This is a genomic window from Arthrobacter sp. MYb227, from assembly GCF_002975435.1.
GTDB lineage: Bacteria > Actinomycetota > Actinomycetes > Actinomycetales > Micrococcaceae > Paeniglutamicibacter.
The window spans coordinates 238,212-262,596 of the sequence record NZ_PCPT01000005.1; the positions used below are offsets into that span (position 1 = coordinate 238,212).

At 62.4% G+C, this 24,385-nt stretch carries 26 protein-coding genes and 1 pseudogene; 16 read left to right on the forward strand and 11 right to left on the reverse strand.

Annotation, left to right across the window (positions count from 1 at the left end):
• Positions 1-45 precede the first annotated feature (45 nt).
• Positions 46-1,287 carry a hypothetical protein gene (locus CQ018_RS12425; protein ID WP_105550319.1) on the forward strand — a complete coding sequence of 414 codons (1,242 nt, stop codon included), beginning with the start codon at positions 46-48 and terminating at the stop codon, positions 1,285-1,287.
• A gap of 20 nt (positions 1,288-1,307) precedes the next feature.
• On the opposite strand, the gene CQ018_RS12430 is transcribed toward CQ018_RS12425, so the two are convergent.
• The 3 genes from CQ018_RS12430 to CQ018_RS12440 form a co-directional block, all read right to left on the reverse strand.
• A complete protein-coding gene (locus tag CQ018_RS12430; protein ID WP_105550320.1) occupies positions 1,308-1,934 on the reverse strand; it encodes a rhomboid family intramembrane serine protease in 627 nt (208 codons plus the stop codon).
• 22 nt (positions 1,935-1,956) lie between these two features.
• The gene (locus CQ018_RS12435; RefSeq protein ID WP_146111895.1) at positions 1,957-2,934 is read right to left on the reverse strand and encodes a hypothetical protein; all 978 of its coding nucleotides are present in this window, start codon (positions 2,932-2,934) and stop codon (positions 1,957-1,959) included.
• An 88-nt stretch (positions 2,935-3,022) separates the two neighbouring features.
• Entirely contained in the window at positions 3,023-4,117 is a 1,095-nt protein-coding gene (locus tag CQ018_RS12440; protein WP_105550322.1) for a YihY/virulence factor BrkB family protein, read from the reverse strand.
• Positions 4,118-4,404: 287 nt separating this feature from the next.
• Between CQ018_RS12440 and CQ018_RS12445 the strand changes: the two genes are divergently transcribed.
• The 3 genes and pseudogenes from CQ018_RS12445 to CQ018_RS20535 form a co-directional block, all read left to right on the forward strand.
• Positions 4,405-5,274, forward strand: a complete 870-nt coding sequence (locus CQ018_RS12445; RefSeq protein ID WP_105550323.1) for a VOC family protein — start codon at positions 4,405-4,407, stop codon at positions 5,272-5,274.
• Between the two features lie 449 nt (positions 5,275-5,723).
• On the forward strand, positions 5,724-6,401 hold the full coding sequence (locus tag CQ018_RS12450) for a hypothetical protein (protein ID WP_105550324.1): 678 nt from the start codon (positions 5,724-5,726) through the stop codon (positions 6,399-6,401).
• An 863-nt stretch (positions 6,402-7,264) separates the two neighbouring features.
• Positions 7,265-7,507, forward strand: a pseudogene (locus tag CQ018_RS20535) (VOC family protein); the annotation flags it as partial.
• Between the two features lie 80 nt (positions 7,508-7,587).
• On the opposite strand, the gene CQ018_RS12460 reads toward CQ018_RS20535, so the two are convergent.
• The 3 genes from CQ018_RS12460 to CQ018_RS20830 form a co-directional block, all read right to left on the reverse strand.
• A complete protein-coding gene (locus tag CQ018_RS12460; protein WP_105550326.1) occupies positions 7,588-7,989 on the reverse strand; it encodes a hypothetical protein in 402 nt (133 codons plus the stop codon).
• A gap of 32 nt (positions 7,990-8,021) precedes the next feature.
• Entirely contained in the window at positions 8,022-8,867 is an 846-nt protein-coding gene (locus CQ018_RS12465; protein WP_105550327.1) for a hypothetical protein, read from the reverse strand.
• Between the two features lie 380 nt (positions 8,868-9,247).
• Entirely contained in the window at positions 9,248-9,466 is a 219-nt protein-coding gene (locus CQ018_RS20830; protein ID WP_374954198.1) for a hypothetical protein, read from the reverse strand.
• On the opposite strand from CQ018_RS20830, the gene CQ018_RS20835 reads away from it, so the two are divergent.
• The 4 genes from CQ018_RS20835 to CQ018_RS12485 all read left to right on the forward strand — a co-directional run bounded on the left by CQ018_RS20835 (position 9,444) and on the right by CQ018_RS12485 (position 11,648).
• A complete protein-coding gene (locus tag CQ018_RS20835) occupies positions 9,444-9,665 on the forward strand; it encodes a thermonuclease family protein (RefSeq protein WP_374954199.1) in 222 nt (73 codons plus the stop codon). The two genes, CQ018_RS20830 and CQ018_RS20835, sit on opposite strands and share 23 nt — an antisense overlap.
• Complete coding sequence (locus CQ018_RS12475; protein ID WP_146111897.1) at positions 9,662-10,369, forward strand: hypothetical protein; 708 nt, start codon at positions 9,662-9,664, stop codon at positions 10,367-10,369. Before CQ018_RS20835 ends, CQ018_RS12475 begins: the two co-directional genes overlap by 4 nt.
• Positions 10,370-10,469: 100 nt before the next feature.
• Positions 10,470-10,934 (forward strand): hypothetical protein, encoded by a 465-nt coding sequence (locus CQ018_RS12480; RefSeq protein ID WP_105550330.1) that lies wholly within the window; start codon positions 10,470-10,472, stop codon positions 10,932-10,934.
• 159 nt (positions 10,935-11,093) lie between these two features.
• On the forward strand, positions 11,094-11,648 hold the full coding sequence (locus CQ018_RS12485; RefSeq protein WP_105550331.1) for a cysteine hydrolase family protein: 555 nt from the start codon (positions 11,094-11,096) through the stop codon (positions 11,646-11,648).
• Positions 11,649-11,749: 101 nt separating this feature from the next.
• Here the strand turns inward: CQ018_RS12485 and CQ018_RS12490 are convergent, their stop codons facing one another.
• Entirely contained in the window at positions 11,750-12,205 is a 456-nt protein-coding gene (locus CQ018_RS12490; protein WP_146111898.1) for a hypothetical protein, read from the reverse strand.
• Positions 12,206-12,271: 66 nt separating this feature from the next.
• Here CQ018_RS12490 and CQ018_RS12495 point away from each other — a divergent pair, with 66 nt between their 5' ends.
• A complete protein-coding gene (locus CQ018_RS12495) occupies positions 12,272-12,712 on the forward strand; it encodes a cupin domain-containing protein (RefSeq protein ID WP_258142587.1) in 441 nt (146 codons plus the stop codon).
• On the opposite strand, the gene CQ018_RS12500 is transcribed toward CQ018_RS12495, so the two are convergent.
• Positions 12,709-13,620 carry a LysR family transcriptional regulator gene (locus tag CQ018_RS12500; RefSeq protein WP_105550333.1) on the reverse strand — a complete coding sequence of 304 codons (912 nt, stop codon included), beginning with the start codon at positions 13,618-13,620 and terminating at the stop codon, positions 12,709-12,711. The two genes, CQ018_RS12495 and CQ018_RS12500, sit on opposite strands and share 4 nt — an antisense overlap.
• Positions 13,621-13,744: 124 nt before the next feature.
• On the opposite strand from CQ018_RS12500, the gene CQ018_RS12505 reads away from it, so the two are divergent.
• Genes CQ018_RS12505 through CQ018_RS12515 form a run of 3 tightly spaced genes read left to right on the forward strand, consistent with a single transcriptional unit; the run spans position 13,745 to position 18,173 of the window.
• The gene (locus CQ018_RS12505) at positions 13,745-15,790 is read left to right on the forward strand and encodes an FAD-dependent oxidoreductase (RefSeq protein WP_105550334.1); all 2,046 of its coding nucleotides are present in this window, start codon (positions 13,745-13,747) and stop codon (positions 15,788-15,790) included.
• Between the two features lie 26 nt (positions 15,791-15,816).
• Positions 15,817-17,115 (forward strand): aromatic ring-hydroxylating dioxygenase subunit alpha, encoded by a 1,299-nt coding sequence (locus CQ018_RS12510; protein WP_105550335.1) that lies wholly within the window; start codon positions 15,817-15,819, stop codon positions 17,113-17,115.
• Positions 17,112-18,173, forward strand: a complete 1,062-nt coding sequence (locus CQ018_RS12515) for a flavin reductase family protein (RefSeq protein ID WP_105550336.1) — start codon at positions 17,112-17,114, stop codon at positions 18,171-18,173. The genes CQ018_RS12510 and CQ018_RS12515 overlap by 4 nt, the downstream gene beginning before the upstream one ends.
• Positions 18,174-18,196: 23 nt before the next feature.
• On the opposite strand, the gene CQ018_RS12520 is transcribed toward CQ018_RS12515, so the two are convergent.
• A complete protein-coding gene (locus tag CQ018_RS12520; RefSeq protein ID WP_105550337.1) occupies positions 18,197-19,183 on the reverse strand; it encodes a hypothetical protein in 987 nt (328 codons plus the stop codon).
• A gap of 492 nt (positions 19,184-19,675) precedes the next feature.
• Here CQ018_RS12520 and CQ018_RS20840 point away from each other — a divergent pair, with 492 nt between their 5' ends.
• The 4 genes from CQ018_RS20840 to CQ018_RS12540 all read left to right on the forward strand — a co-directional run bounded on the left by CQ018_RS20840 (position 19,676) and on the right by CQ018_RS12540 (position 21,767).
• Positions 19,676-19,849, forward strand: coding sequence for a 2Fe-2S iron-sulfur cluster-binding protein (locus CQ018_RS20840; protein WP_374954200.1), 174 nt, complete (start codon positions 19,676-19,678; stop codon positions 19,847-19,849).
• A gap of 185 nt (positions 19,850-20,034) precedes the next feature.
• Complete coding sequence (locus CQ018_RS12530; protein ID WP_105550338.1) at positions 20,035-20,343, forward strand: type II toxin-antitoxin system Phd/YefM family antitoxin; 309 nt, start codon at positions 20,035-20,037, stop codon at positions 20,341-20,343.
• Entirely contained in the window at positions 20,340-20,900 is a 561-nt protein-coding gene (locus CQ018_RS12535; protein ID WP_105550339.1) for a type II toxin-antitoxin system RelE/ParE family toxin, read from the forward strand. The genes CQ018_RS12530 and CQ018_RS12535 overlap by 4 nt, the downstream gene beginning before the upstream one ends.
• A gap of 219 nt (positions 20,901-21,119) precedes the next feature.
• Positions 21,120-21,767, forward strand: a complete 648-nt coding sequence (locus tag CQ018_RS12540) for a 2Fe-2S iron-sulfur cluster-binding protein (RefSeq protein WP_181149871.1) — start codon at positions 21,120-21,122, stop codon at positions 21,765-21,767.
• 187 nt (positions 21,768-21,954) lie between these two features.
• Here CQ018_RS12540 and CQ018_RS12545 read toward each other — a convergent pair whose 3' ends face one another.
• Positions 21,955-23,580, reverse strand: a complete 1,626-nt coding sequence (locus CQ018_RS12545) for a peptide chain release factor 3 (protein ID WP_105550341.1) — start codon at positions 23,578-23,580, stop codon at positions 21,955-21,957.
• Positions 23,581-23,811: 231 nt separating this feature from the next.
• Positions 23,812-24,345 (reverse strand): transposase, encoded by a 534-nt coding sequence (locus CQ018_RS12550; RefSeq protein ID WP_181149872.1) that lies wholly within the window; start codon positions 24,343-24,345, stop codon positions 23,812-23,814.
• Positions 24,346-24,385: the final 40 nt, after the last annotated feature.

The following is a 24,385-nucleotide window of genomic DNA, read 5'->3' on the forward strand; positions in this document are numbered from 1 at the left end:
CAAGTGGTGCTCTGCAACTTCAGACTTCTTGACGAGGAGAAAGCGTTGGATTCCTTGGAACGGCCCGCTGGAGCACGAGACGTCGACGCGGACTCAAATGGCAACAATGAATTTGGTGCAATCGTTTATCGAATGTGGCCATGGATGGCGTGGCTACTGCCAGTTGCTCTCTTCATACTTATTGCGGTGTCCGGGGCCGGTGGCTGGGAAATGCTCTTCGCTTTGTTGTACTCCCCATTAATTCTTCCGGCATACGCGCTACTGGGTTTGATTCCTCGCCGCGTCATGCGCAAGGCGGGGAAGAAGGCCACCTCAAACATTGTCGGCGCATTGTTGGTACTGCACTGGTGGAGCTTGATCATATTCTCGATATTCGTACGCGGGTCCGGCGATTCGGGTTCCCTGGATTCTGTCATTGGAGAGATCTTGTGGTGGTTGCCGGAAAGTGTGGAAAATACCTTCAGCCGGATCGGCGCACTCTGCGCACTTAGTTCATGGTTGGCCGTCATGGTGTTCTCATTCATCACTTCATCCACGTTAAGGCGCCGATTTTCGCTCGCATGGACATCATTAGTGGTCCCGCCGGTGCTCGTGGTCCTTGCCCTGAGCACTCTCTATGCTGGCAATATCTTCAATGCGCAAGACGCTGCGGGGAACAGCCAGTACAGCGTGAAGCGTTTATCGGTGGCAGAGACACGGGAGCTACACAACTTGCGATGGGATTCGCTCCAGGAAGAGCTGGTTCCGCTGCGTGGTGCGATTGCCGGTACCGGATGGATTGCCCGTAAGGATGCTCATCGCCGCGAGGGAGTGGTGGATTCCTCCGGGGTCAATAGGGCAGAGGATCTCATTGGCTATGGCAGCGTGTCCTCCGGATATACCTTGGGAATAGTGTGGGAAATGCAGAGCGAAATATCGTTAGATGAAGCGATAACTCGTGCCCAGGAAGCGGCGAAGCGCCAGGGACTGAAGCCCATTTCTCCTGTACTTCCCATCGATACCGGACGAGGCGAGGACAACGTCAGAATTGGGCAATTCATGCGCTTTAGCGATGCGCAGGGCAATGCTTTTGGCATCAGGATTGTGCAGTCCGAGCGGGAATATGCAGATCTCACCATGACCGCCCGGAGCCCAGAATATTGGCGGGAGGGTGCATATGAAACGTACTGGAATAGTGCAACAACCGTGGACTTGGATGAGGTTTTCGGGGATCGACATTTAGAAACTGGTCCCAAACGTTTTGCCACAGATCAGTGGCCAGAACTTAAAGTCTTTCGGACCGGGTAGGCGCTAAGGGATGTCACATACTAGCCGATGTGTTTGGGGCTTTGTAAGCGTAATAAAAGTACAGCGATGAGCGCACCTAGTAGCGCGGCACCACCATGGATATCCTTGCTGAGCACTAGTAGAGCAACGGCACTAAGGCCCACCGCTGCGGCGATGCGGCATGTGAGTTTTCCACTTGACCATGTGCGTACCAATAGTGAGGCAGCGAGCCCAAAAACAATCACAGAGTTCCCGGCTCCGAGCGGTTGCACAAGGTATCCCCAGAATTGGGCGCCAAGTCCCGAGCCGAGGGCGATGAAAAGCCACTGCCGTGGCTTCCACAAGGATTCGGCAAGGATGCCAATCCAGGCAAGAGCCGCGAGGTTAAAGAGCATCCCTGGCCAAAGGCCATCTTGAACCAGTAACGAGGTCACCACTCGCCAGGGTTGGAGTAGCGCACCGGCAAATCCATTGCGTTCAAGGCTCGTCAATAATCCCGGAGCCACGGTGAGCTGAGCCAGTGACGGGATGCCGATGATCATCACTGCAGACAAAGTCATCCTGGGGCGAAAGTCTCGTTGGTGAGCACTCGGCGGCGCAAATTGCCACGCAAGTGAGGCCGCGGCCAAGATGATGCCGTAGCAAACCAGGGTGAGGTTCTGGTTCATGGCAAGTTCCTATGCCAAGGAGCTAGTCGGTGGTGCCCAAGGCATCATGCGCATAAGGATTCACCGTGCGGTCAGCGAAGGGGGTGAACCAGTCGGCAATATCCAAATTAACCACCCGCATGTGAGCAAACTTTGGATCACTGCCTATGCCAAGCATTGATGGGTCGTAGAGAAATTCGTGATCGGTATCTTCAAACATCAGATCCTCGAGCATTGAGCGCCAATCATCGGGAAGTTCAAGCTCCGTATAGAGGTCCTCAAGCAATTCCATCCGGTTGAAGACTAGGCGCAAGACTAGTTCTTGGGCCACGCAACTTGGATGACTAAAACCAGAGACAAGGCTATGTCCCAGATCCATGGTGATGGCTAGGAACCGCTGTGTGAAGCCTGAGGTGTAGTGTTCTTGGAATGCTTCGGGAAGTTGGGAGAGGCATAGGGTCTCTTCGATTGCCGTTCCACCATTTCGTTGAAACGAGATATCTTCGAAAAGTGAGTCGACTAGCGTCTCGTAGGACCACATCAGTGCTCCGGTGAGTAGTGTGTTTGGAGAAAAATCATCCGCTTCCGGGTCGCTTTCCTCAAATTCTTCCGTGTACTGCTCAAGCGCGTGGATGCGGACCATGGCACCGAGCGCTGCCATGTCGCTAAGGGGTGAATTTGATGTGGAAGCAGAGGCATCATCTGAAGCCTGCCGGGGTTGGGCCGCGGGCTCCGGCTCCACCTGGAGAATCGTCTCTTCGGCGTTCTCCGAGGTAATTGAGCATTCGGATTCAATGATCTGGATGCCCGGGATCATTGACGTGAGAAACTCCGGCTCCAGAGCGATAGACAACGAGGCAATATGCCCATTTCGAAGCTCCGAAAGCTCATCGAGCAGCATGTCCGGGTCATCCTCATATTCGGTGCGCATGCGTTGCTCGGCAAAGTCTTTCAGCGCAGCCTCATCGGTGACCCGCAAGGTGAGATCCATCCTGACACTATGCTTCTGCCGTTTAGTCATGTTCAGAGACTAGCGCTGTCAGGCGGCGATAAGCCACACTTCTGGGGTGCCCGCCACTGGGCCTAGCATTGGTTTTGCCGAGTAGTTCCTAGTTGTCTTTGCTCTGACGGGCGGCCGTCCGCAAGTGGGCCGCACGCTCAATGTCCTTGTTTTCCTTGGCCAGAGCCTTATCGCTGGCCGTGGTGTCGCGAGGAGGTAGTTGGATTGAACGCTCGGCCGAGATTCCTCCTTGTAGCTCGCGGGCACGTTCGATTTCTGCATCTAGCACCGCGCCGAAGAGCAGCGAGAGATTGGCGATCCACAGCCAGAGCAGAAGCACTATTGCTCCACCGATGGTGCCATATGTTTTGTTGTAGCTGCCAAAATTTGCAACATAGAAAAAGAATCCAAGTGTTGCTAACGCGAGCACCAACAGTGCCGTAGCGGAGCCAGCACTCAACCACCTGACCTTGGGTTGCCTGATATTGGGCGTCCCGCAATAGAGCGCCGTCACTAGGCCCACAGCGCAGATTGCCAGCACCGGCCACTTGGCAATATTCCAGATCAGCAGGGTTTGGCTACCGGCCCCGATGGTGTCACCAATGGCTTGAGCGAATGGCCCGGAGACCACAAGCAAAATAGCCATGAGCGCCACAACCACCAGCAATGCCGCGGTGAGTAGCAACATGAGGGGCTTGAGTTTGTAGAATGGCCGGCCTTCGGCAATCGCATAGATCCGATTGAGGCATCGGCCGAACGCGCCGACGTATCCCGAGGCGCTCCAGAGTGCACCGAGCAGACCCACAAGGAACGTGAGCCCAGCTGCACGATTGTTGGCCAGCTGCTCTATCGGTTGTTCCAAAATGCTAGAAACCTCGGGACTAGCAACCTTACCGATCATCTCTAACATGTTCTGCGTTGTCGATTCAGCCTGACCGACAATGCCTAGCAGTGAAACCAGTGCCAGAAGGGCAGGGAAGAGTGAGAGTATCCCGTAGTAGGCCAGGCTTGCCCCTAAATCGGTGATTGACAGTCTTGAAAACTCTCGAGTCGAGCGTCCCAAAGCGTATTTCCACGAAGCGGCGGTCAGCTTGGTGGGGGAGTCTGGCTTACGTTCGTCCTCGGGTTCCGGTGCGTGCCTGTCTTTTGCCGCGGTCTCGGCATTCGAGCCGGACCCGTCCATGCTACTACTGCCCTTGGACATCAGATACCCCGTTCCTTGCTGTGTAGGACTTTCACCCGTGATTCGTCCACAGTCAAACACGCTAGGTTCATTGGTGCAATCGATTGCAGGCTGGGGTACCGGGTCTGGGTGATCGACGAATAGTAGTGGCGTGCAAGCGCGGAGCTATTCGCTTCTGGGTGGTGGTGCGACTGCTGGTAGTGAGTGGTGTGACGAGCGGATCAAAATAAAAGGTTGTAGCTTCAACTAAATGGTGTAATACTTGAACTAAGCACCAATAACTCCCCACAGCCTAAGGAACCTCCGCGATGGCACATACAACTCAAGACCAACTTTCAGCAGACCTCACCATGGGCACTGTCAAGCTCAAGGTAGGAGACATGAAAAACATGAGCACCTACTACCAAAAGGCGCTCGGCCTAGAAATCCTCTCAGAATCGGCATCGGGCACCATGCTCGGGCGCAACGGTTTGGAGCTGGTCCACCTCGCCGACGGCCACGGACTGAACCTGCCCGCACGTGGCGAAGCCGGACTCTTCCACACCGCGCTACTTTTCGACACCCAGCCCGACCTCGCGGCAACGGTCCTTTCCGCAGCCCAATACGATGGCTCACTCTTTACCGGATCCTCCGACCACCTGGTCTCCGAAGCCTTCTACTTCAATGACCCAGAAGGTAACGGCATCGAACTCTACTGGGACCGCCCACGCGACACCTGGACGTGGAACGGTGACACCGTAGCCATGGACACCATCTATCTAGACCCCAACGACTACCTCAACAAGCATGTCAACGAGGCAGCAGTTAGCGGTCAAAGCACGGCTAGCGCCGGAATCGGTCACGTTCACCTACAGGTAGGGGACGTACCCACGGCAGAAAAGTTCTATGTAGACACACTAGGCTTCGCTAAAACCACAAGCTTCCACGGTCAAGCGCTCTTCGTCTCCGCCGGCGGATACCACCACCACATGGCAATGAACGTCTGGAATTCCCGCGGAGCCGGACCGCGCAAGGACACCCTGGGTTTGGGCGAGGTGCTCATCACTGTGCCGAACACCGACGAAGTTGGAGCGCTCGCCGATCGACTCAAGACTGCCGGAATCGCCAGCCACCATACCGGTTCCGAACTGCGCTTCGATGACCCATGGGCCAATAAGCTGCGCGTTGCCGTGGGCTAGACGAAATCCTGAACCGTAAACATCTATTTCGATAGTGAGGTAATTTACCGGAGAGCGCTTCTTTAACCAAAAATGGGGTTCAAGACCTAGTGATGAATCATCACGGAGGTGAACTCTTTTGTCTGGGTGGTTGCATCGACCCCTTGATGAAACTTCAGAACTACAAAATAGGTGGTTACACGAATAACCGCTTAACAACAGATCGGGACTTCATTGTGTGACCTTACGTGATCGATTTTCCGCTATGAACTTGTTAAGCAGATCTTTGCTAGCCAAGACGCTCCGGAGCTACCGGGCTAGTTTTGGAAAGGGTTTAAAGCGGAAGTCATCAATCGGCCGTAAGTTGAATGAATGGGTGAATCTACTAGTGCGGACGGCATTGACGGTTTCTTGAAGCGTCATACCTTAGATATAGGGTTGGTAAGTCATCATTCGTAGATAGGGATTTCATGAAGAAGATTTTTTTGGGGGCTGCCTCTGTGCTTTGCATCCTAGGACTGGCAGGTTGTGCCAGTGATGGGGGTGCAGCCGGAAACAGCGCAGCAGTAGCTGAGTCTTCGGCCGCCGCTGAGTCTGCCGCCGCGGCTTCGTCGGCGGCTGCATCTTCGGCGGCTGCAGAGTCTTCAGCTTCGGAAGCATCGGCTAAGGCTGCGGCTGAAGAGGCCAAGGCAGAAGCGGAGAAAGCAGCCGCAGAGCAAGAAGCGGCTCAGAAGGAAGCAACTGCGAAGGCGAAGAAAGAAAAAGCAGATGCTAAGGCGAAGATCGATAACGCTAAGCCAATGACATCAAGGGATCTGGCTCGCTTGGTAAAGAAGCCTGATAGCGCAAAGGGTGACGTTGTTGTCGTCTATGGAAATATCACTCAGTTCGATGCCGCGACTGGTGACTGCACTTTCCGCGCAAATGTCGCACATACCAGAATGTCGAGTTCGTGGAAGTATGAGCACAACTCCATGTTTGTAGGAGGAGACGGCGAAGAAGAGTGCCCAAAGCTTGATGATGTCGTTGCGGATGACAACGTCAAGATAGTTGCAACTTCGCTAGGTTCTTTCAGCTATGACACACAGGTGGGTGGCAACACTACCGTGCCTTTATTCAAGGTTGAAAAAATTTCACTGCTGAAGTAATGGCTAGATGCTGGGAACAGGTCACGGCTTGTTCCCAGCATCATTGATCTTAATTCAAGAGCACCCTGACGAATCAGGGGTAACCCGGGTACCGAAGAATGACTTTTTTGCGTGGCAAATTGGCATTGGGCAAGGCCTAAATAACGGGAAACTAAGCCGAAGCGATAGGACTCTACTGCGGTGTTGGTCAGCAAGCATGTCACTGAACTATCGCAGAGTTTCCTAGGTGTTGAGTTCATACTCCCAACCGGTCAAGAGGCTTAGCAGTAGGTCGCAGGTTCTGGATCTCTACCGGCAAATTGCACCGATATTGGTTTTGTTTCGGCAGGATAAGATCCAGGCCGTTGCCGCGGACTGCTTCGGCCCAACACAGCCTAGAACCTCGCGGCAGTACCGCACTTTAGTGCGGATCCTTACAGAGTCAATAGCCCGCCGCGAACCCGTTGACCTAAGTGAACTAGCCCGAAAGTGCACTGTGTTTATGGGCCAGGCCGATACCGTGCTTCAAGACCGGGATCACATAGATCAATTCCATAAAACGCCGCCATTGTGTGTTGAACGAGGATGCCAGCGCCCAAGACCGTTACTCAGTGTTTCGACGCTTGCTCTGGGTGCCGTCACTGCAGCTGGGCGCTGATCGAAATCGGGTGGAAAAAATCCTTAGGGATCGCAGCTTGCGCGTAGAGCCCGACTCTATCGATATCTACGCGATTACTTCATTCAAGAAGCCGATCGGCGAGAATCTAAATGACCATGAAAGGGCCTACCGGAAGCGGACCTGATCTCATCGGGTGAGGAGCGTTCAATCGCCCAACTGAATAAATGCAAGATCTCTGCGACCGAATACCGTGCCGCCATGCCAGCGGATATCGCACCACATGGCCATGAACGTTTGGAACTCCCGTGGAACCGAACCACACAGGAACACCTTAAGTTTAAGCGAAGTGTCAATCACAGTGCCCAACGTGGCTAAGATAGGAGCGCTCGGAGACCGCCTGAAGATTGCTGGAATCGCCAGCCGCCAGACCGGTGCCGCGTTGTGCTTCGAAGACCCCTGGACCAGTAAGCTGCGCGTTGCAGTCGGTAACTGCGAAACGGCGCTCTAAGTAGCTGTTGGACCGATGTGTATGGCAACGGGTAATCGGTCACCCAGCGCCACCCACAGAGCCACGAAGCTTGAGCCGGGTTACGCGCTGAAGAGCGCTGGCAACGGCGCCAATGGGACGATCCCCGAGGCCCGAGCGGCAAGCTGTGCATCCAGCGCCACCAGCGCGTCGGCCTGCAGCACGCCGACCGCGAGGTACTCGGCATCACCCAGTGAATCCCACCCGTGCTTGCGCGCCAGCTTCCAGGCGGTGCCGCGCGATACCCGGTCGCCCAGGGTGCGGATTTTCACCGCGGTCATGGATTCGTGCAGGGGCAAGGCTCCGGCTTCATCCAGCGTGCCGGCTTCCACCTCGGCGAGCAGCAGTTCGAGGGCTGCGGTGCGGATGGCGTGGGGTGCAACAAGTTGGTGGCCGGGGTGCACCGGGGTGCCAGACCGCACGATGGCCAGCAGTGCGGGAGGGTCGATCGCGAAGCGTGTCATGGCTTCACCCTACGCCCCGGGTTTTCCGCTTGTCAGGCCTCGGGGCTGTAAACGACCGTCGAGGCCAACGGCCATCCGGTGACCGATTCGAAGGGATCATCCTCGTCCGTGTTGGCCGCATCGAGCTGCTCGTGCGGCACGTCGATGAGCAGGGTGTCAAGGACGCCGTCATGCACCTGCAGGCTCACCCGCATCGGGTGCCCGTCGTCGGTGGTGAAGTCGGCGTGGACCGGGAAGGTGAAATTGCGCGGCACGGTGCGCACCGCATCTTCCGGCACCACGAAGGTGAGGCCGCAGGTGAACTCGTCGGGCCCGACCCAGTGCTGCTCCTTGGCGCTTTTCAGCTGCTCGCGCAGCTGCGCGGCGCCGAAGTCATCGGTGGCGTTGAGCATGCCGGCGACCAGGTCGCGGACGTTCGTGGTGATCTCCCGTTCGGCCGGTCCGTCATCGTTCCCGTACGCGACCGGGTCCGGTGCCTCGGCCGGAGGTTCGAGCAGCACCAGAGCCGCGGTGAGGATACCGGAGCCCACAGCCATGAGTGGGCGCGGGTTGTTGATGCCGCGGCGCAGCAGCCCCTGGTGGATCTTGCCATCCAGCGTGAAGCTGTAATGCGTGGCGATGGCTCCCAGCGCACCCAGGCCCAGGGCGAGGGAACCGCGCAGGATGTTGCCGGGCTTGTATTCCTCGCTGCCCGAGCTGCCGACCCAGGCCACGGCCGCGTAGGCGGCAGCGGAGCCGGTGACTAGGCCCCTGCGGGTGCACGGCTTGAAGCGGGCCGGGTCAATCAGCGTCAGCGCCCCGCTGGCCGCACCGGCGAGCAGGGAGGGCAGGATGCGTACACGGGCGCTTTTCTTGGATGTGTCGGGGGTAAAAGTCATGGCTCCAGACTACCGCTGCATTCCTCGGTGACGGGTCTGGTCAGTGAGGGTTTTGGTGATCCGCTCCACCCGGCAGGCGGGAGCCCGGGTGCCGGGTCGTTGGTCAGGACCGCCTCTAGCGCGGCCAAGAACTGGCCGGGATGGTCCCGGTGCGGCGGACGCGTCTGTGTTGCTGGGTGGTTGTGACTCCGAAGGCGGTGTGCCGTGCCATGGTGGTTCATCTCTTCCCCTTGGCTGGTTCAAGGCTATGGATCCCCCTGCGCCTCACGGCAGGGTGCCATGTCCTGTTCTGGGCGGGAGAAATGTCCCAGGTCGGAGTATTTTTCGGGAGTTTTGCGCAGCCAAACTGAAGGTTTGTTCGTTCGCAGCTACTAGCAATGTCAGGAGAACCACAGCGCTTGGGGGGAAATGAAATAGCGGTGAGCCGCGGGAAGAAGCTCGGCGGGCTCATCGCCGGGGTGGTGGCGCTGGTCTTGGTGGCCACGGGCTGCAGCCAGGCGCCGGCGCAGCAGGAGAGCACCGACGAGGTCCGGATCACCGTCATCCGGGTCATCGACGGGGACACCATCGTGGCCGATGTCTTGGGGAACAGAGACCACGGTGCGGCTGCTGAGCATCGACACCCCTGAATCCAAGCACCTGGATCGGCCGGTCGAGTGCCTTGGTGCCGAGGCCACCGCGTTCACCAAATCGCTGTTGGCCCCCGGGGGGATGCCATCGAGCTGTCCTGCGACGTCACCAGGCAGGATTTTCACGGGCGCACGCTGGTGGGGGTGTGCAAGGACCGGAGCCTGGTGAACGCTGACATTGCCGCGGCCGGGTTCGTCGTCGCGGTGCTCTTCGCGCCCAACGAGCGCTTCTATCCGGAGGTGCAGGCCGCAGAGCAGCGGGCTCAGGAGTACGGCAACTGGCTCTTCGAGCCCGGGATCGACTGCACCGTACCGGCGATGGTCGAGGACGCCGTGGCAGGGCTCGACGCACTCGATGACACGGTCCCGGCGGGTGCCGCCGGCGTGGAGGCGGCCTTGGGGGGAGTCGTCACCGCGGCCATCGTGGTCTTGAGGACCAAGAATGCGGCGCTGAAGGCGCTGGATTCCTCGGCGGACTCGGTCAACTCGGTGGTGTGGGCGGCCGGCAAAGCCACCTACCTGCCGGTGCTGAATGCCGCGATGGACCGCGCCACGGGCATCGAGAGCATGCTGGCCGGAAAGCAAGCCGCTTTGGCACAGGCCAAGAAGGAAGCCGAAGAGGGAAAAGTCGCCAAGGCCAAGAAAGAGGCCGAGCAAAGGAAGGCAGCGCTGGAGCGCCAGGCCGAGGAACGCGAGGAGGAACAGAAGGGTAACGAGCGTGAGACCGAGACCGAGGTAAAGAAGACGCCGGGAGACGGGGCTCTGGAAAAGAAGGGCAAGCCCAAGAACGGCGGATTCCCCGGCTACAACGGGCCACGTTGCTACGGGAACGGCGGCACGGACTGGGAGTTCTGCTGGCCGGAGTCCGAATAACCGCTCGCGGTTCGCGTGGCCCATGTCCCGGGACCTGATTTGTTGCTAGACTCCGCGCCAAGTGGCTGCACCGACGATGCGAGGAAAACGGGGATACGACATGGGTACGTTCAAGGAGGAACTTCCGGCGGATCTTGCCGCGGTGGCCGGGCCATTTGCGGCCGCGGCGGCACCGTTCGAGGCCGCGCGCGGCAACGACAAGGCGCCCGACACGCACGCCGAATTCCTCGAGGTGGCGGGGTTCCTCGTCGGTGTGGTGGGGCTGCTGGTGTCGTTGATCGGCGTGTATAGCGCGGGGATCGAGGCCCGGCGCAGACGCGTCCCGGATTTCCAGCAGCTGCTTGACGGGCTGGTTGCCGGAACCACCAGCCCCCAGGAAGCCCTCGCCACGCTGGGCCGCTGGAAGCCGGAACTGACCCCGGCCGAGGTGGCCGAGCAATGGAAGAGCGGGAACATCGCCCGCTACCAGGAGGTCCTGGGCCGGCTGGGGTACCCGCCTGCTGTGGTCGAGAAGATCCTGCAGGCCAGCTTCGGGGCCATCGCGGAGTTGGCACAAAAGCCCTGAGCGTGGCTTCCGGTTACAGCGCGCTGGGTGGTGCAATGCCAGTGCCGCGGCCCGGCTGAAGGGGCAGTAAAAACGGGTCTTGGGGTGTTCCAAAATGTCGGTGCCCGCGCCTATTGTGGGTACCGGAAAACCACCGGAGACACCCGAAGGAGAATCACCATGAGCACCTTGATCGATCGAACGAACACCGCGCTGATGGTGATCGATGTCCAGAACGACGTCGTGGGCGATGCCTACCACCGCGAGGAAACCATCGCCAACATCAATGCGCTGGTTCGCAAGGCCCGCGCCGCGAACACCCCGGTTATCTGGGTCCAGCACTCGGACGAAGACATGGAAATCGGAAGTCAGGGCTGGGAAATCGTTCCCGAGCTTTCACCGGCGCCCGGGGAGCCGGTCATCCAGAAAACCTACGGCGATGCCTTCGAAGCAACGGACTTGGAAACGGTGCTGGCAGGAGTGGGGGTCGGGAAGCTGGTGGTATCCGGTGCCCAGTCGGATGCGTGCATCCGGTCCACCGCCCACGGCGCCTTCGCTCGCGGCTACGACGTCACGCTGGTTTCCGACGCGCACACCACCAGCGACATGACCCCGTGGGGTGCCCCGGCACCCGAGCTGGCGATCTCGCACATCAACATGTACTGGCAGTTCCAGGGCGCGCCGGGCCGTCGCGCAGCGGTGGTGTCAACCGCGGACATGGAGTTCGGAAGCTAGCTTCCCCGCGTGCACTACTTGCTTCCGACAAGCCGTTTCATTGTTTTCGGGGATATTGGTGCACCGGGCCTGGCCGGAATCTTGAGGAGCCCTGGCAGCTTTTAGCGGGCCGGTCGCGCGGTCCAGACGGTGCGGCTGCCGCGCATCGCCAGGTCGGTGCGTTGAAGCACCGAGTGCGGGCCGTGCGTGGCCAGCAGCGCATCGAGCGTGGCCAGGTCCTCAGCCGGGAGGGTGCCGGTGAGGTTCTCGCGCATCCGGGTCAGGAAGTTCTGCGCGTTGGACGCCACCAGTTCCTTCTCCTCGGCGATGGAGTAGGTGAAGGTGCGTTTCGCGGTGGTCGCCATGCCGGACCGGTCGATGTCCTCGGCCCAGTCCGGGTGGGAGTTCCAACCGGCGCTGTTCACCGCGGCGTGGCAGCGTTCCTCCAAGCCCGGGGTTCCGAAGCCCAAATCCTCGGGCAGGTAGCGCGGCAGTACGTCCATCTCCACGACCACCAGCAGGCAGTCCTTGGATAGCGTGGTGCCGATCTTCTCGAAGACGCGGGCCGGGTTGGCCATGCGGTGCATCGAGGATGCGGCCCAGATAAGGTTCACGTCCGTGGCCGCGGGCCACGAGGTTGCGCGGTGTCCACGCGCCCGGTAAGCCCGTGTGCCTCGATCTTTGCGGCCAGCCGCCCGAGCATGAACTCCGACTGGTCCGAGGACGTGGTGATCCGCCCCGAACCCGAGCACCAACCCGGGCTCACCACCTGGCTGCTCTCCCGCGAGCACTCGGCCAACGGGACCACCGTGGCCAAGATGCGCATCACCAGGGAACGCTCCATGAAGGATGTATCCTTGAGCGTGCACCCTGGACGAGAGTGGTTCACGGTGCTTTCCGGGACGGTGTCACTGGTGCTGGGGGAGCGCACCATCCTGGTCCACCCGGGCCAGGCCTCGAAATTCTCCACCATGGTCCCGCACCGCATTGGGGCGCACGACGGGCCGGTGGAGATCCTAACGATCTTCGACCACGGCGGCAAAAAGGCCTACCTGCACGGCGCGCATCCCGGGCACGAGCACTAAGTCGGGTTCGCCGCCGCCGCGATTTGCTTCAGCACCTCCAGCGCCTCGGCGATGACCGGCTGGGAAGCACTGCCGCGGCGCACCACGGTGCGGATGTGCCGCGACGGGGCGGGGTCCCCGCGCAGCGGGATGCGGGTGATCGGGTAGCCGGAAGGGATCCGGGCCAGCTTCGGGACCAGGCAGACCCCGAAGCCCGCTGCGACAAGTGCCGCCCCGGTGTCCCATTCGGCGGCCTCGTGCGCGACCCGCGGGGTGAAGCCTGCCTCGGCGCAGGAATTGAACACCAGCTGGCGGTGCGGGCGGCCGGGCCTGTCCACGATCCACGGCTCGTCGGCCGTCTCCTGAAGGCCCACCGCCGTGCGGCCGGCCAGCTTGTGGCCCAGCGGCAGCAGCAGCTCAAGCGGGTCATCGAGCAGGAACTGGGTCTCGAAGCGGGCATCGGCACTGGAGGGCGCGGCCCGCGTGGAGACGATCACCGCCACATCGGCGTCATCGGCCAGCAGCATGGCAAAGCAGTCGGCCGGGTCGGCCTCGATGATCCGCACCTCGAGTTCCGGTCGGGTGGTGTTCAGTGCCGTGACGACCCCCGGCAGCAGGGCCGCGGCGGCGGTGGAGAACCCGCACATCCGCAGCGTCCCGGCATAGGCTCCCGACTCGGCGGCCAGCAGCCCGCGGATGTGCTCCCAATCCGAAAACAGCGAGTCGATGTGGCTGAGCAGGATGCGTGCGGCGGGGGTCAGCCGGACCCCGCGCCCGGCCGGGGCCAGCAGCACCACGCCGAGGTCCTCGGACAGCGTGCGCAGTTGCGCCGAGACCGCCGAGGGAGTGTAGTGCAGGGCCTTGGCGGTGGCGGTGACCGTGCCGTGCGCGGCCAGCATCCGCAGTACGTGGAGCCTTGAATCGATCATGCACGAAGGCTACACGGTATCGTGCGAAATCGTTCGCTGGTCTTCAACGGTTCGGCGGTCGACACTGGAGCCACCAGGTCCTTGCGACAGCGGGTCCCTGGATCGCCAAAGGGGGCCCAGCACCATGCGCAGCACCGACCCGTTGCTCCAGCCGTTCGCCATCCGGAACCTCGAGCTGCGCAACCGCATCGTGAGCACCTCGCACGAGCCGGCCTACGGGCAGGACTCGCTGCCCACCGAGCGCTACCGCGCCTACCACGTGGAGCGCGCCAAGGGCGGGACCGGGCTGCTGATGGTCGGCGGTTCGGCGGTGGTCTCGCCCGACAGCCCGCCTTCCTTCGGCAACCTGCAGCTGCACCGCGGGCAGATCGCGCCCTGGCTGGAAAAGCTCACCAGCGAAATCCACACCCACGGTGCCGCGGTGATGTGCCAGATCACCCACCTGGGCCGGCGCACCAGCAACTACTCCGGACACTGGCTGCCGGTGCCCTACCCCTCGGCGATGCGCGAGCCCGCGCACCGGGCCTTCCCCAAGGTCGCCGAGGAATGGGACCTGCACCGCATTGCCGCCGACTACGCGGCCGCCGCGGTGCGCTGCCGTGACGCCGGGATGGACGGGGTGGAGATCCAGTCCTACGGGCACTTCATGGACGCCTTCCTTTCCCCGGCCACCAACACCCGCACCGATGCCTGGGGCGGGAGCTTCGAGAAACGGCTGGCCTTCCCGCTGTTGGTCATCAACGCGGTGCGCGCCGCGGTGGGCGCGGACTTCATCGTGGGCATCCGGATGTCCATGGACGAGGACCGCGAGCACGGGCTGGGCCGCGCCGAAGCGCTGGCGGCGCTGCGCCGCTACACGGGCGCGGGCATCGATTTCCTCTCGGTGATCAAGGGATCCATTGAATCCGATGCATCCCTGGCCAAGGTGATCCCCTCGATGGGCACCGCCTCGGCGCCGTTCCTGGATTTCGCCGGGGCCATCAAGGCCGAGATCGACATCCCGGTCATGCACGCCTCGCGGATCGCCGACATTGCCACGGCCCGGCACGCGATCAAGGCCGGGCTGCTGGATCTGGTGGGGATGACCCGGGCGCAGATCGCCGACCCGCACCTGGTCGCCAAGCTTGCGGCAGGTCAGGAAGAACGGATCCGGCCCTGCGTGGGGGCCAACTACTGTCTGGATTCGATCTACGCCTCCGGGGACGCCAAGTGCATCCACAACCCGGCCACCGGGCGCGAGCTGAAGCTCGCCCACGTGATCCTGCCCAACCCCGCGGTGCGCCGCCGCAAGGCAGTGGTCATCGGCGCCGGGCCGGCCGGGTTGGAGGCGGCCCGGGTGCTGGGCGAGCGCGGGTACGCGGTGGTGGTGCTGGAGGCCGGGTTCGAACCCGGTGGGCAGGTCCTGCTGGCCGCCGCACTGCCGCGGCGCCGGGATTTGATCGGCATCATCGACTGGCGCGTGTCCGAGGCGCAACTGGCCGGGGTGCAGATCCGCTACGGCGTCTTTGCCGAGCGCGCCACCGTGCTGGCCGAGGAGCCCGACGTGGTGTTGGTGGCCACCGGCGGGACGCCCAACCACGACTTCTTGCCCCGCGGCGGGGAACTGGCCTCCGATCCCTGGGACGTGCTCGGGGCGCTGTCCGAGGCTCCCGACAGCGTACTGGTCTATGACGACAACGGTGCCGAACCCGGGCTGGATGCCGCCGAGCAGCTGGCCGCCGCCGGGGCACGGGTGGAAATCATCACCCCCGAACGCATGCTGGGCCCCGACGTGGGAGCCATGAACTCCCCGGCCTACCTGCGCGCCTTCTCCGAGCACGCGGTCACTGTGACCCTGGCGCACCGGCTGCGCGAGATCACCGAGGAACCCGACGGGAGCTACACCGCGGTGCTGTTCAGCGAGTACTCGGGCCGCGAGATCACCCGCAACGTGGATTTGGTTCTCATCGAACACGGCACGCTGCCCAACGACGAGCTCTACTTCGAGCTGCTGGCCGATTCGACCAACGCCGGGGTGATCGATTACCCGGCGCTGCTGGCCGGTGCGCCGCAGCCGGCCGGCACAAACCCGGAAGGGCGCTTTGCGCTGTACCGGGTGGGGGACGCGGTGGCCTCGCGCAACATCCACGCCGCGATCCTCGACTCCCTGCGCCTGTGCCAACCCATGTGACCCCCCGCCATTGATAAGGACCCGCCATGACTTCCCCCGATGCCCGCACCCTGGCGCTGCCCGCAGCGCCCCCACTTTCCGCCGCGCTCGCCGACCTGGTAGTAGCGCGCGTGCCGGGGCTGAGCCTTGACGCGGCGTTCTACACCTCACCAGCGGTGTTCGACATGGACATCACGCACGTCTTTGCCCGGCACTGGATCTTCGTGGCCACCGATGCGCAGATTCCGGAGCCCGGGGACTACCTCACCATCGAGGTGGGTGCGTATTCGGTGATCCTGCTGCGCGATGACGAGACGGAACTCTCCGCGCTGCACAACGTCTGCCGGCACCGCGGGGCCCGGATCTTGAACGACCCCTCCGGCGAGGTCGGGAACCTGGTCTGCGGCTACCACCACTGGACCTACGGCTCCGACGGGGCGCTGCTGCACGCCGACTCGCAGCCGGCGGACTTCGACAAGACCGCGTTCGGGCTGCGCAAGGTCGCGGTGCGCTCGGTCGGCGGGCTCATCTTCATTTGCCTGGCCACCGACCCGCCGGAGGACTTCGACTCCTACGCCGCACGCGTCACACCCTACCTGGCCCCGCACGCGCTGGGCCGCACCAAGGTCGCCGCGCAGGTGGACCTGGTGGAACACGGGAACTGGAAACTGGTGATGGAGAACAACCGCGAGTGCTACCACTGCGACGGGCACCCGGAACTCTCCTGCTCGCTCTTCCCCACCTACGGCTACGACCCCGACTCGCTGCCGCCCCGGCTGCACCCGGCCTACGACCGCTACCTGGCCGCCGAGGCCGACCTGCAGCGGCTCAGTGAGGCCCACGGGCTGCCCTACGCGCAGATCCAGGAGCTGCGCGAGCCCGACACCGCCTTCCGCATCCAGCGCGAACCGCTGGACGGGGCCGGGGAATCCTTCAGCGCCGACGGGACCCTGATGTGCCGCAAGCTCCTCGGGGAGCTGGCCGAACCCAGGCTCGGGCGGCTGTCGATGCACCTGCAGCCCAACGCCTGGTTCCACCTGCTTTCCGACCACGCGGTGACCTTCTCGGTGCTGCCGCTGGCCCCGGACAGGACGCTGCTGCGCACCACCTGGCTGGTGCACGAGGATGCGGTGGAGGGCGTTGACTACGATGTGGAGGCGCTGAAGCTGGTCTGGGAGCGGACCAACGCGCAGGATGGCACCTTCGTGCAGCGCGCCCAGCTGGGGGTCTCCAACCCCGCCTACCAGCCCGGGCCCTACGCCCCGAACGAATACCAGGTCGAGGACTTCTGCTCCTGGTACATCAACACGCTGCGCGCCGGCAGCGGAATGGAGCAGCTGCCATGACCCAGGAACTCCACGCCCCGCAGGCCCCGCTGCCGTCCGCCCCGGCGGACCGGGTGCTGCGCTGCACGTCCATCAGGGAGGAAACCGCCAGCGTGAAGACCTTCGCCTTCGAGCCGGTTTCCGGGGAGGGCTTTGGCTGGCTGCCGGGCCAGTACCTCACCTTCACCCTGCCGCTGCCCTCAGGGGATGTGCACCGCTGCTATTCGATCAGTTCCATCCCCGGTGAGGGGATCGAAATCACCGTCAAGGCCCTGGTCGGCGGCCCGGGATCGGGCTGGCTGCACGGGGAGCTGGAACCCGGCACCGTGCTGGAGGCCCACGGGCCGCTGGGGTCCTTCACCCCGGAAACCGAGGCCCCCTACCTGTTGCTGGCAGCCGGCAGCGGCATCACCCCGCTGATGTCCATCGCCCGCCACCTGCTGCAGTCCGGGCAGTCGGTGGATGCGGTGCTGCTCTACAGCGCGCACGAACCGGCCGAGGTGATCTTCCACCGCGAGCTGCGCTCGATCCCCGAGGCCAGCGGCCTGCGCACCGAAACCATCCTGGGCACCGGGTCCATCCCCACCCTGGGCACCCCGCGCGCCCCGGGGCGGCTGGATGCGGCCCTGCTGCGCGAGCTGGTCCCCGATGCCCACCTGCGCGAGGTCTATGCCTGCGGTCCGGCCGGGTACCTAGACTCGGTGCGCGGCATGCTTGAAGCCGTGGGCCACGACCCGGCACGTTTCCACACCGAAAGCTTCGACATCGCCGCCCACGCCCCACCGGCTCCGGCTGTTGCGCCCGCGGCCGGCAGCCAGGTGTTTAGCGTCGAGTTCACCCGCAGTGGTCGCACCATCGATTGCGCGGCGGATGCCTTCATCCTCGACGCCGCGCTGGCCGCCGGGATCCCGCTGCCCTCCTCCTGCACGCAGGGGATGTGCGGCACCTGCAAATGCCCCCTGCTGGAAGGGGAAGTAGAGATGAACCATGCCGGCGGGATCAGGCCCAAGGAGATCGCCGCGTGCAAGATCCTGATCTGCTGCTCCACGCCGACCGGGAACCTGGTGATCGATGCTTGAACCGTGCGCCGGGAGCCGGGCGGCTACTTCATGTGGTAGCTGAAGGTGGCCCCGCTGCGCTCCACGACGCACTTGCCCGGGTTGCCGGGGTACGGCAGCTCGCAGGCCCCGTGGCCCATGATCTCCACGGCGCCGGCGCTGGGCCGCGAGTCGGAGAGCTTCTGGACAAACGACTTTGCCTCGGCGCAGCTCAGGCCCGAACCGGCCAGGTCGTAGGTGTACACCGCGCCGATGCACGTCCCGGCGCCTTCGGCCTGGGCTGATCCCGTGCCGGTCGACTTGGTCTGCTTCAACGAGAGCAACATGGCCTTGATCTGCCCGTACTCGGCGGTCTTGGCGTAGGCCTGCAGCCGCTCCATGCCCTTGGCGGAAGCCGGGACGCCATCCAGTTTCTCGTCCCCGGAGATCTCGCGGCCAAAGTAGCCGTGGCCGTCGTCGTAGGAAACCATGGATCCAAGGTCCGAGAGCGTGGCCGCCTGGCCCAGGTCGAAGGCGCTCAGGTTGATGGAGGCCTTTTCCCCCTTGGCGCCCAGCGCCTCGAATGAGTAGAAGTTCGGTGTCTTGAGCGCGGGTTTTGCCTTGTCGAGCTGGGTGTACTTTTCCCCCTCGTCCATCAGTGTCAGGCCGCTTGGGCCCGGGCCGCCGGACTTGAATACCGCCATGTCCCGGCCCTGGGCGTTTTGGATCCGCAGGCTGGTGGCCGCGCTGCGGTCTTCCTGCCACGGTTCGAGCTTTATCTCCTTCATTCTCCAGTCAGCCGGCATGGTCAGTTCGAAGTGGCCCTTGGCAATGCTGTGGGTGGTCAACCGCGGGGCCTGGGGTGTGGCGGAGATTGTCGCCGGGGCCGCCGGCATGCTCGAGGGGGCCGCCGTGGTTGCGGGGGCAGTGGTGCTTGGCGTCGGGGTCGACGCGGTGGAGCCGGGTGAGCTGCAGGCTGCCAGGGCCAGGGATCCCAGCGTGACCAGGGCGGCGAAGGCCACCGTCTTGTGCTGTGGAATACGGGTGGACATGAGGCTCCAGTTTTTGGTTGCATCTGGTCAGGCCGTAGTTGGCTGCCAAGTTGGGCAAGATAGAGCATAGGTGGGTCAGCAGGCCGGAGCCAAAAGCCCGGCTCTTTTGGGTCGTGGCGAAGTAACGAACGGGAAAGAAACCTTGCCCGCGGAGATCAGGCCGCGGCGGCGCGGTCCAGCCGGCACCGGCGCAGCACCACGTAGCCGGCCAGAGCCACGCACAACCGTAGATCACGGCCACCGCGCTCCAGCCCAGCACTAAACCGCCGGAGGGCTGGGGGATCGCCCCGCTGATGTCCATGACCGGGCGCTGCTGGATACCGGCGCCCCGGTGGAAGCGGTGCTGCTCTGCAGCGCGCACGGCCCGGTCGAGGTCATCTTCCACCGCGAGCTGCGCTCGCTCCGAAGCGGCCAGCGGGATCTGCGTGGAAATGGTGCTGAGCACCGGGGCCATTCCCACAGTTGGCATCCCGCGGGCACTCGGCCGGTTGGATGCCAACCTGCTGCTCGAACTGGTTCCGGATATGCGGCACCTGCAAATGCCCCCTGCTGGAAGGCGAGGTGGAAATGAACCACGCCGGCGGGATCAAGCTCAAGGAGATCGCCGCGGGCAAGATCCTGATCTGCTGCTCCAAGCCGACAGGGAACCTGGTGATCGATGCCTGAGTAGTGTGCTGGGTCGCCGGCGATAGCGCGACCGCGGATCCGGGGCCGGGCCCTGTCCGTGACCGAAACGGGACTCGTCATCCAGGGCAAGTCTCGGCCCCCGGAAGTCATGTAGTTGGCGCGCAGGTGTCCGGACGTAGCCAACGCCTATTGAGAATCTACACAGAAATCTATATAGTTATGGTATGACCGCAATGACCATCACAGAAGCTTCTCGTGCAGGACTATCCGCGCTTGTGGCCTCTGCTGAAGAGGGGAATGACATTCCTCTCTCCCGGCATGGCAAGGTCGTTGCCGAGGTGGTTTCCGCGAAGGAAATCGCCAGTTTGCGGCGAGACCGTGACACCCTTCGCGATGCAGCACTTGTCATGGCCCGTTTCGCAACGGATTCCGGCATTCGAACCGACTTGGACCAGGCCATGGAATTCTTTGGCTTTACGCGTGCTGAGCTTGAGGCCGAGATTGCCGCAGATATCGCCGCGGGTCGAGCATGACGGGGCATCCTCTGCGAGTCTGTATTGTTCGACTAACCGAGGATGCTATCGCTGATCTGCACCGGCTTGGCAAGAAGGACCCCAACATCGTACGAAACGTTTTCAAGAAGATGTTGCTTCTTGAAAGGTCGCCAGATGCGGGTGAACCGCTGCTGGGAGCCTTGGTTGGTTTTCGGAAACTTGTAGTTGGTGACCGTGATTGGCGAATTGTCTGGCGCGTCACTGAAGACGCCGACGGGACGCCTGTCCTTGACATTTCCGAGGTGTGGGCCGTTGGCGCCCGATCCGATGGGGAGATTTACGACGAGCTCAAAGACCGCGTGGCTCGGATTGGCGATGACCCCAAGCTTCGGCCCCTGAAAGACGTCATTGCCCAGATGGGTCGCCTTTACGAGTCGGTTGAAGCCACGGCTGAACCTGATCGGGAGACTTCCCTGCCGGACTGGTTAAGAACTGCCCTTCGGGATCAGCTGAACCTTGCGCCGGATGAGGTCGACAAGATTTCAGAGCAGCAGGGCCAGGAAATGTTGATGAATTATTGGTCCAGCCGCAGGTAGCCACGTCGTACCCGGCGAGGATTCCTTTAGGTAATCCCGTTGAGGCACGCCGCATGTTCGTGCACAAGGATTGGAAAACCCGTCAATAGCTGCCTGCGACGGCACCATTTATCCGAACGTCAACGTCAATAAGTGGGCAACCGACGTCATCAATAAACAAGACAGGCATGACTCCTGCCAAACACATTTTCACCAAGAAAACGTTTGAATGGAAGAACCGTGTCTGCCCTTGTGCCATGCCTTATCGAACCCCTTTGGTACCAATTCGAGGCGCTGATTCCGCCCGCGGAAAGACCGCCACCCGCTGGGCTGCCACCGGCCGAGTTCATCTTCCGCCGTGAGCTGCGCTCGCTCCGAAGCGGCCAGCGGGATCTGCGTGGAAATGGTGCTGAGCACCGGGCCCTTCCCACCGTTGGCATCCCGCGGGCACTCGGCCGGTCGGATGCCAACCTCCTGCTCGAACTGGTTCCGGATGTGCGCAGGCGCGAGGTCTTTGCCTGCGGCCCGCAGCAATACCTGGATGCGGCGGGCTGCGAAGCCTCGGCGCGCACGGTCGAGTGCTTCGACATCGCCGACCACGCACCACCGGCCCCGGCCGGTGCGCAGGTGTTTAGCGTCGGGTTCGTGCGCAGCGGGAGAACCATCGATTGCGCGGTGGATGCCTTCATCCTCGATGCCGCACTGGCCGCCGGGATCCCGCTGCCCTCCTCCTGCACGCAGGGGATGTGCGGCACCTGCAAATGCCCCCTGCTGGAAGGCGAGGTGGAAATGAACCATGCCGGCGGGATCAGGCCCAAGGAGATCGCCGCGTGCAAGATCCTGATCTGCTGCTCCACGCCGACCGGGAACCTGGTGATCGATGCCTAAGCGCCCGGAAGAAAAACGTCGGGCCGCACCTTCCCTCCGAGGGGAAGCTGCGGCCCGATATCTAGCGTGCGCGGTATGCGGCTTGGATTCCAGGGGGAGTCGGGCTACTCCTTGATCTCGTAGATGAAGGTGGCCTCTGTTCGACCCGCGAGGCACCGGCCGGACCCGGTCCCCGCAGGTTCCCGGGCTATTTGGCTTCGTTGTCGGTGATGCCGAAGAGCTCGGGGCTGTCGGCCATGGTGCGACCGAGCTTCCACTGGTTCCTGAAGAGCCCCACGGGATTCCCGTTCGACCGGTAGACGACATCGATGGCGGCGGCCTTGGCGGTCTGTACCGGATCCGGGCCGTATAGGTCCCTGGCCATTTCGAAGGGCAGTACCTCTTCGATGACGGCCGGAGCGTTGAACTCGCGCTTCAGCCGATCCAGGGCCACCTCGAACTGCAAGACTCCGACCGCCGCGAAGATTGGCGACTGGCTCGTCCCGAAACCGCGGTAGAGAACCTGAATGGTGCCTTCTTCTTCGAGGTGGGAGATTCCCCGGGCGAAGGCCTTGGAACGGCCTGCATCCAGGCTGCGCACCACGCGGAAGTGCTCGGCGTTGAAGTGCGGCAAACGCGGAAAAGAAACAGCCTTGCCGGCATGTACCGTGTCGCCAATCCGCAATCCGCTGGCGTTGCTGAAGCCCACCACGTCGCCGGGCCACGATTCATCTGCTGAATCGCGGTCCCTGCCGCTCATGTGGTGAGTGTATTTGGAGGAAACGGGCTTTGCCGTGGATTCGTTTAGCAGGGCCATGCCGCGTCGGAACGTCCCCGAGCAGACCCGGATAAAGGCAAGCTTGTCGTGGTGGGCAGGGTTCATGCCCGACTGCATCTTGAAGACGAACCCGGAGAAATCCGAATCCAGTGGACGTTCGGCCCCGGCCGAATCCGGGCGTGGACCAGGCGCTGGCGCCCGGTCCACCAGGAAATCCAGGAGCGGGGCGACCCCGAAGTTTGATGCCGCGGCAGCGAAAAGCACCGGCGTGGCCCGGCCAGCCAAGAAATCGTCCGAGTTGAAGTTGCCATTGAGAGCCACAGCCATGTCGCAGTCTTCGCGGGCGGCCTCCCAAGCGTCCCCGGCGTCCAGAGCGGCCTCTTCGGGGCCGAGCTCCTCGGCCTGTGCGAGACTGGCGCCTGCATTGGTGCGAGATAGGCGCGTGTAGGTTCCGCTCTCCGGGTTGTACAGTCCGCGGAAGTCGCCCGCGATGCCTACGGGCCAGTTCAAGGGCACCGGCATTCGGCCGGTGGCATCCTGGACCTCATCGAGCAGCTGCAACGTTTCCTGTCCGGGTCGGTCCCATTTGTTGAACACGGTGACCACCGGCAGCCCGAGTTCCTTGCAGACGGCAAAGAGTTTCAGGGTCTGGGTTTCCATTCCCCGGGAGGAATCGACAAGCATGATGGCGCAGTCCACGGCTGTCAGCACCCGGTAGGTGTCCTCGGAGAAGTCCGCGTGCCCCGGGGTGTCGAGCAGGTTGAAAATGACATTGCCGTGTTCGAACCGCAATGCGGTGGAGCTGATGGAGATACCGCGTTCGCGTTCCATGCTGCCCCAGTCGGACATGCTCGCTTGGCGTCCCTGCTTGCCGTGTGTTACACCTGCCTCCGTGATGACCCGCGCATGGAGGGCAAGGGCCTCGGTCAATGTCGACTTGCCGGCGTCGGGGTGCGCAATGATAGCAAACGTTCTGCGCCTGCCTGCCTGGTCAAACACGTCATTGACGTCGGTGGTGGGTGGGGTGTCGAATTCAGTGAAAGTGCCGGGAACCATCCCTAAAATATACCCTCGCGTGAGGGTTGGGCTTAGCCATGGGGCTTAGCCGTGAATATCTCAGGTCCGAATCTGTCCCGCGAACAGACCTCTCGGCGGCCGGTGGATCCCCCCGGGGCACCGCGGGCGGCTGCTCGCTTTTGGATATTTCCCGCCCTCATGCCCAACTAAGTTGATCTCCACGAACCCGGGGACGGCATCGTCCCATTCGGCCCAGGTCCGCACGGGGATCTAGGACTTGAGCAAGGTTCCTGGTTTTGTATGTGAGCGACCGCGTAGACGCATCTTAGAGCGTTCGTGGGCCAGCCGGCAATCGATCGTTGAGGCACTCGTAAGCATCAGTCTGGTAGCTTGGGTATCAGTGACATCCAAGGCCTTTTCTGCGCGCAACATGGGCACTAGATAGTTCAGGGTGACAGCTAGAAGCTTGGAAGCCGGGGCCCGTGGCACCGACCAACATAGGATCAGTGCCGGTTGCAGATCCGCGGGATAGGTGGGCTTGCGCCCCGCTGGAACTTTGCGCGGGCGTGGTGGGTTCAAGGCTTCACGCAGAGCCGCTCGCGCGTAGTCGCGGTGCCAACCGGTGAGGTTCACCAGTTCGTCCAGAAGGGCTCCTTTGGCCTTACATCCGGTCTTCTGGTAGCGCAGAGCCATCTGCTTGGTCACTGCCTTGCGTTCGCTCATTGTCAGACCCTTAGTGACGACGGAAACCCGTAGCAACCGGAAAACAAGGACAAAGGAAGCGGTGGTTTCTTTCTGAGTCAACGCGTACCCTTGTGAAGCCCGCGCCCGAGTGCTAGACAGG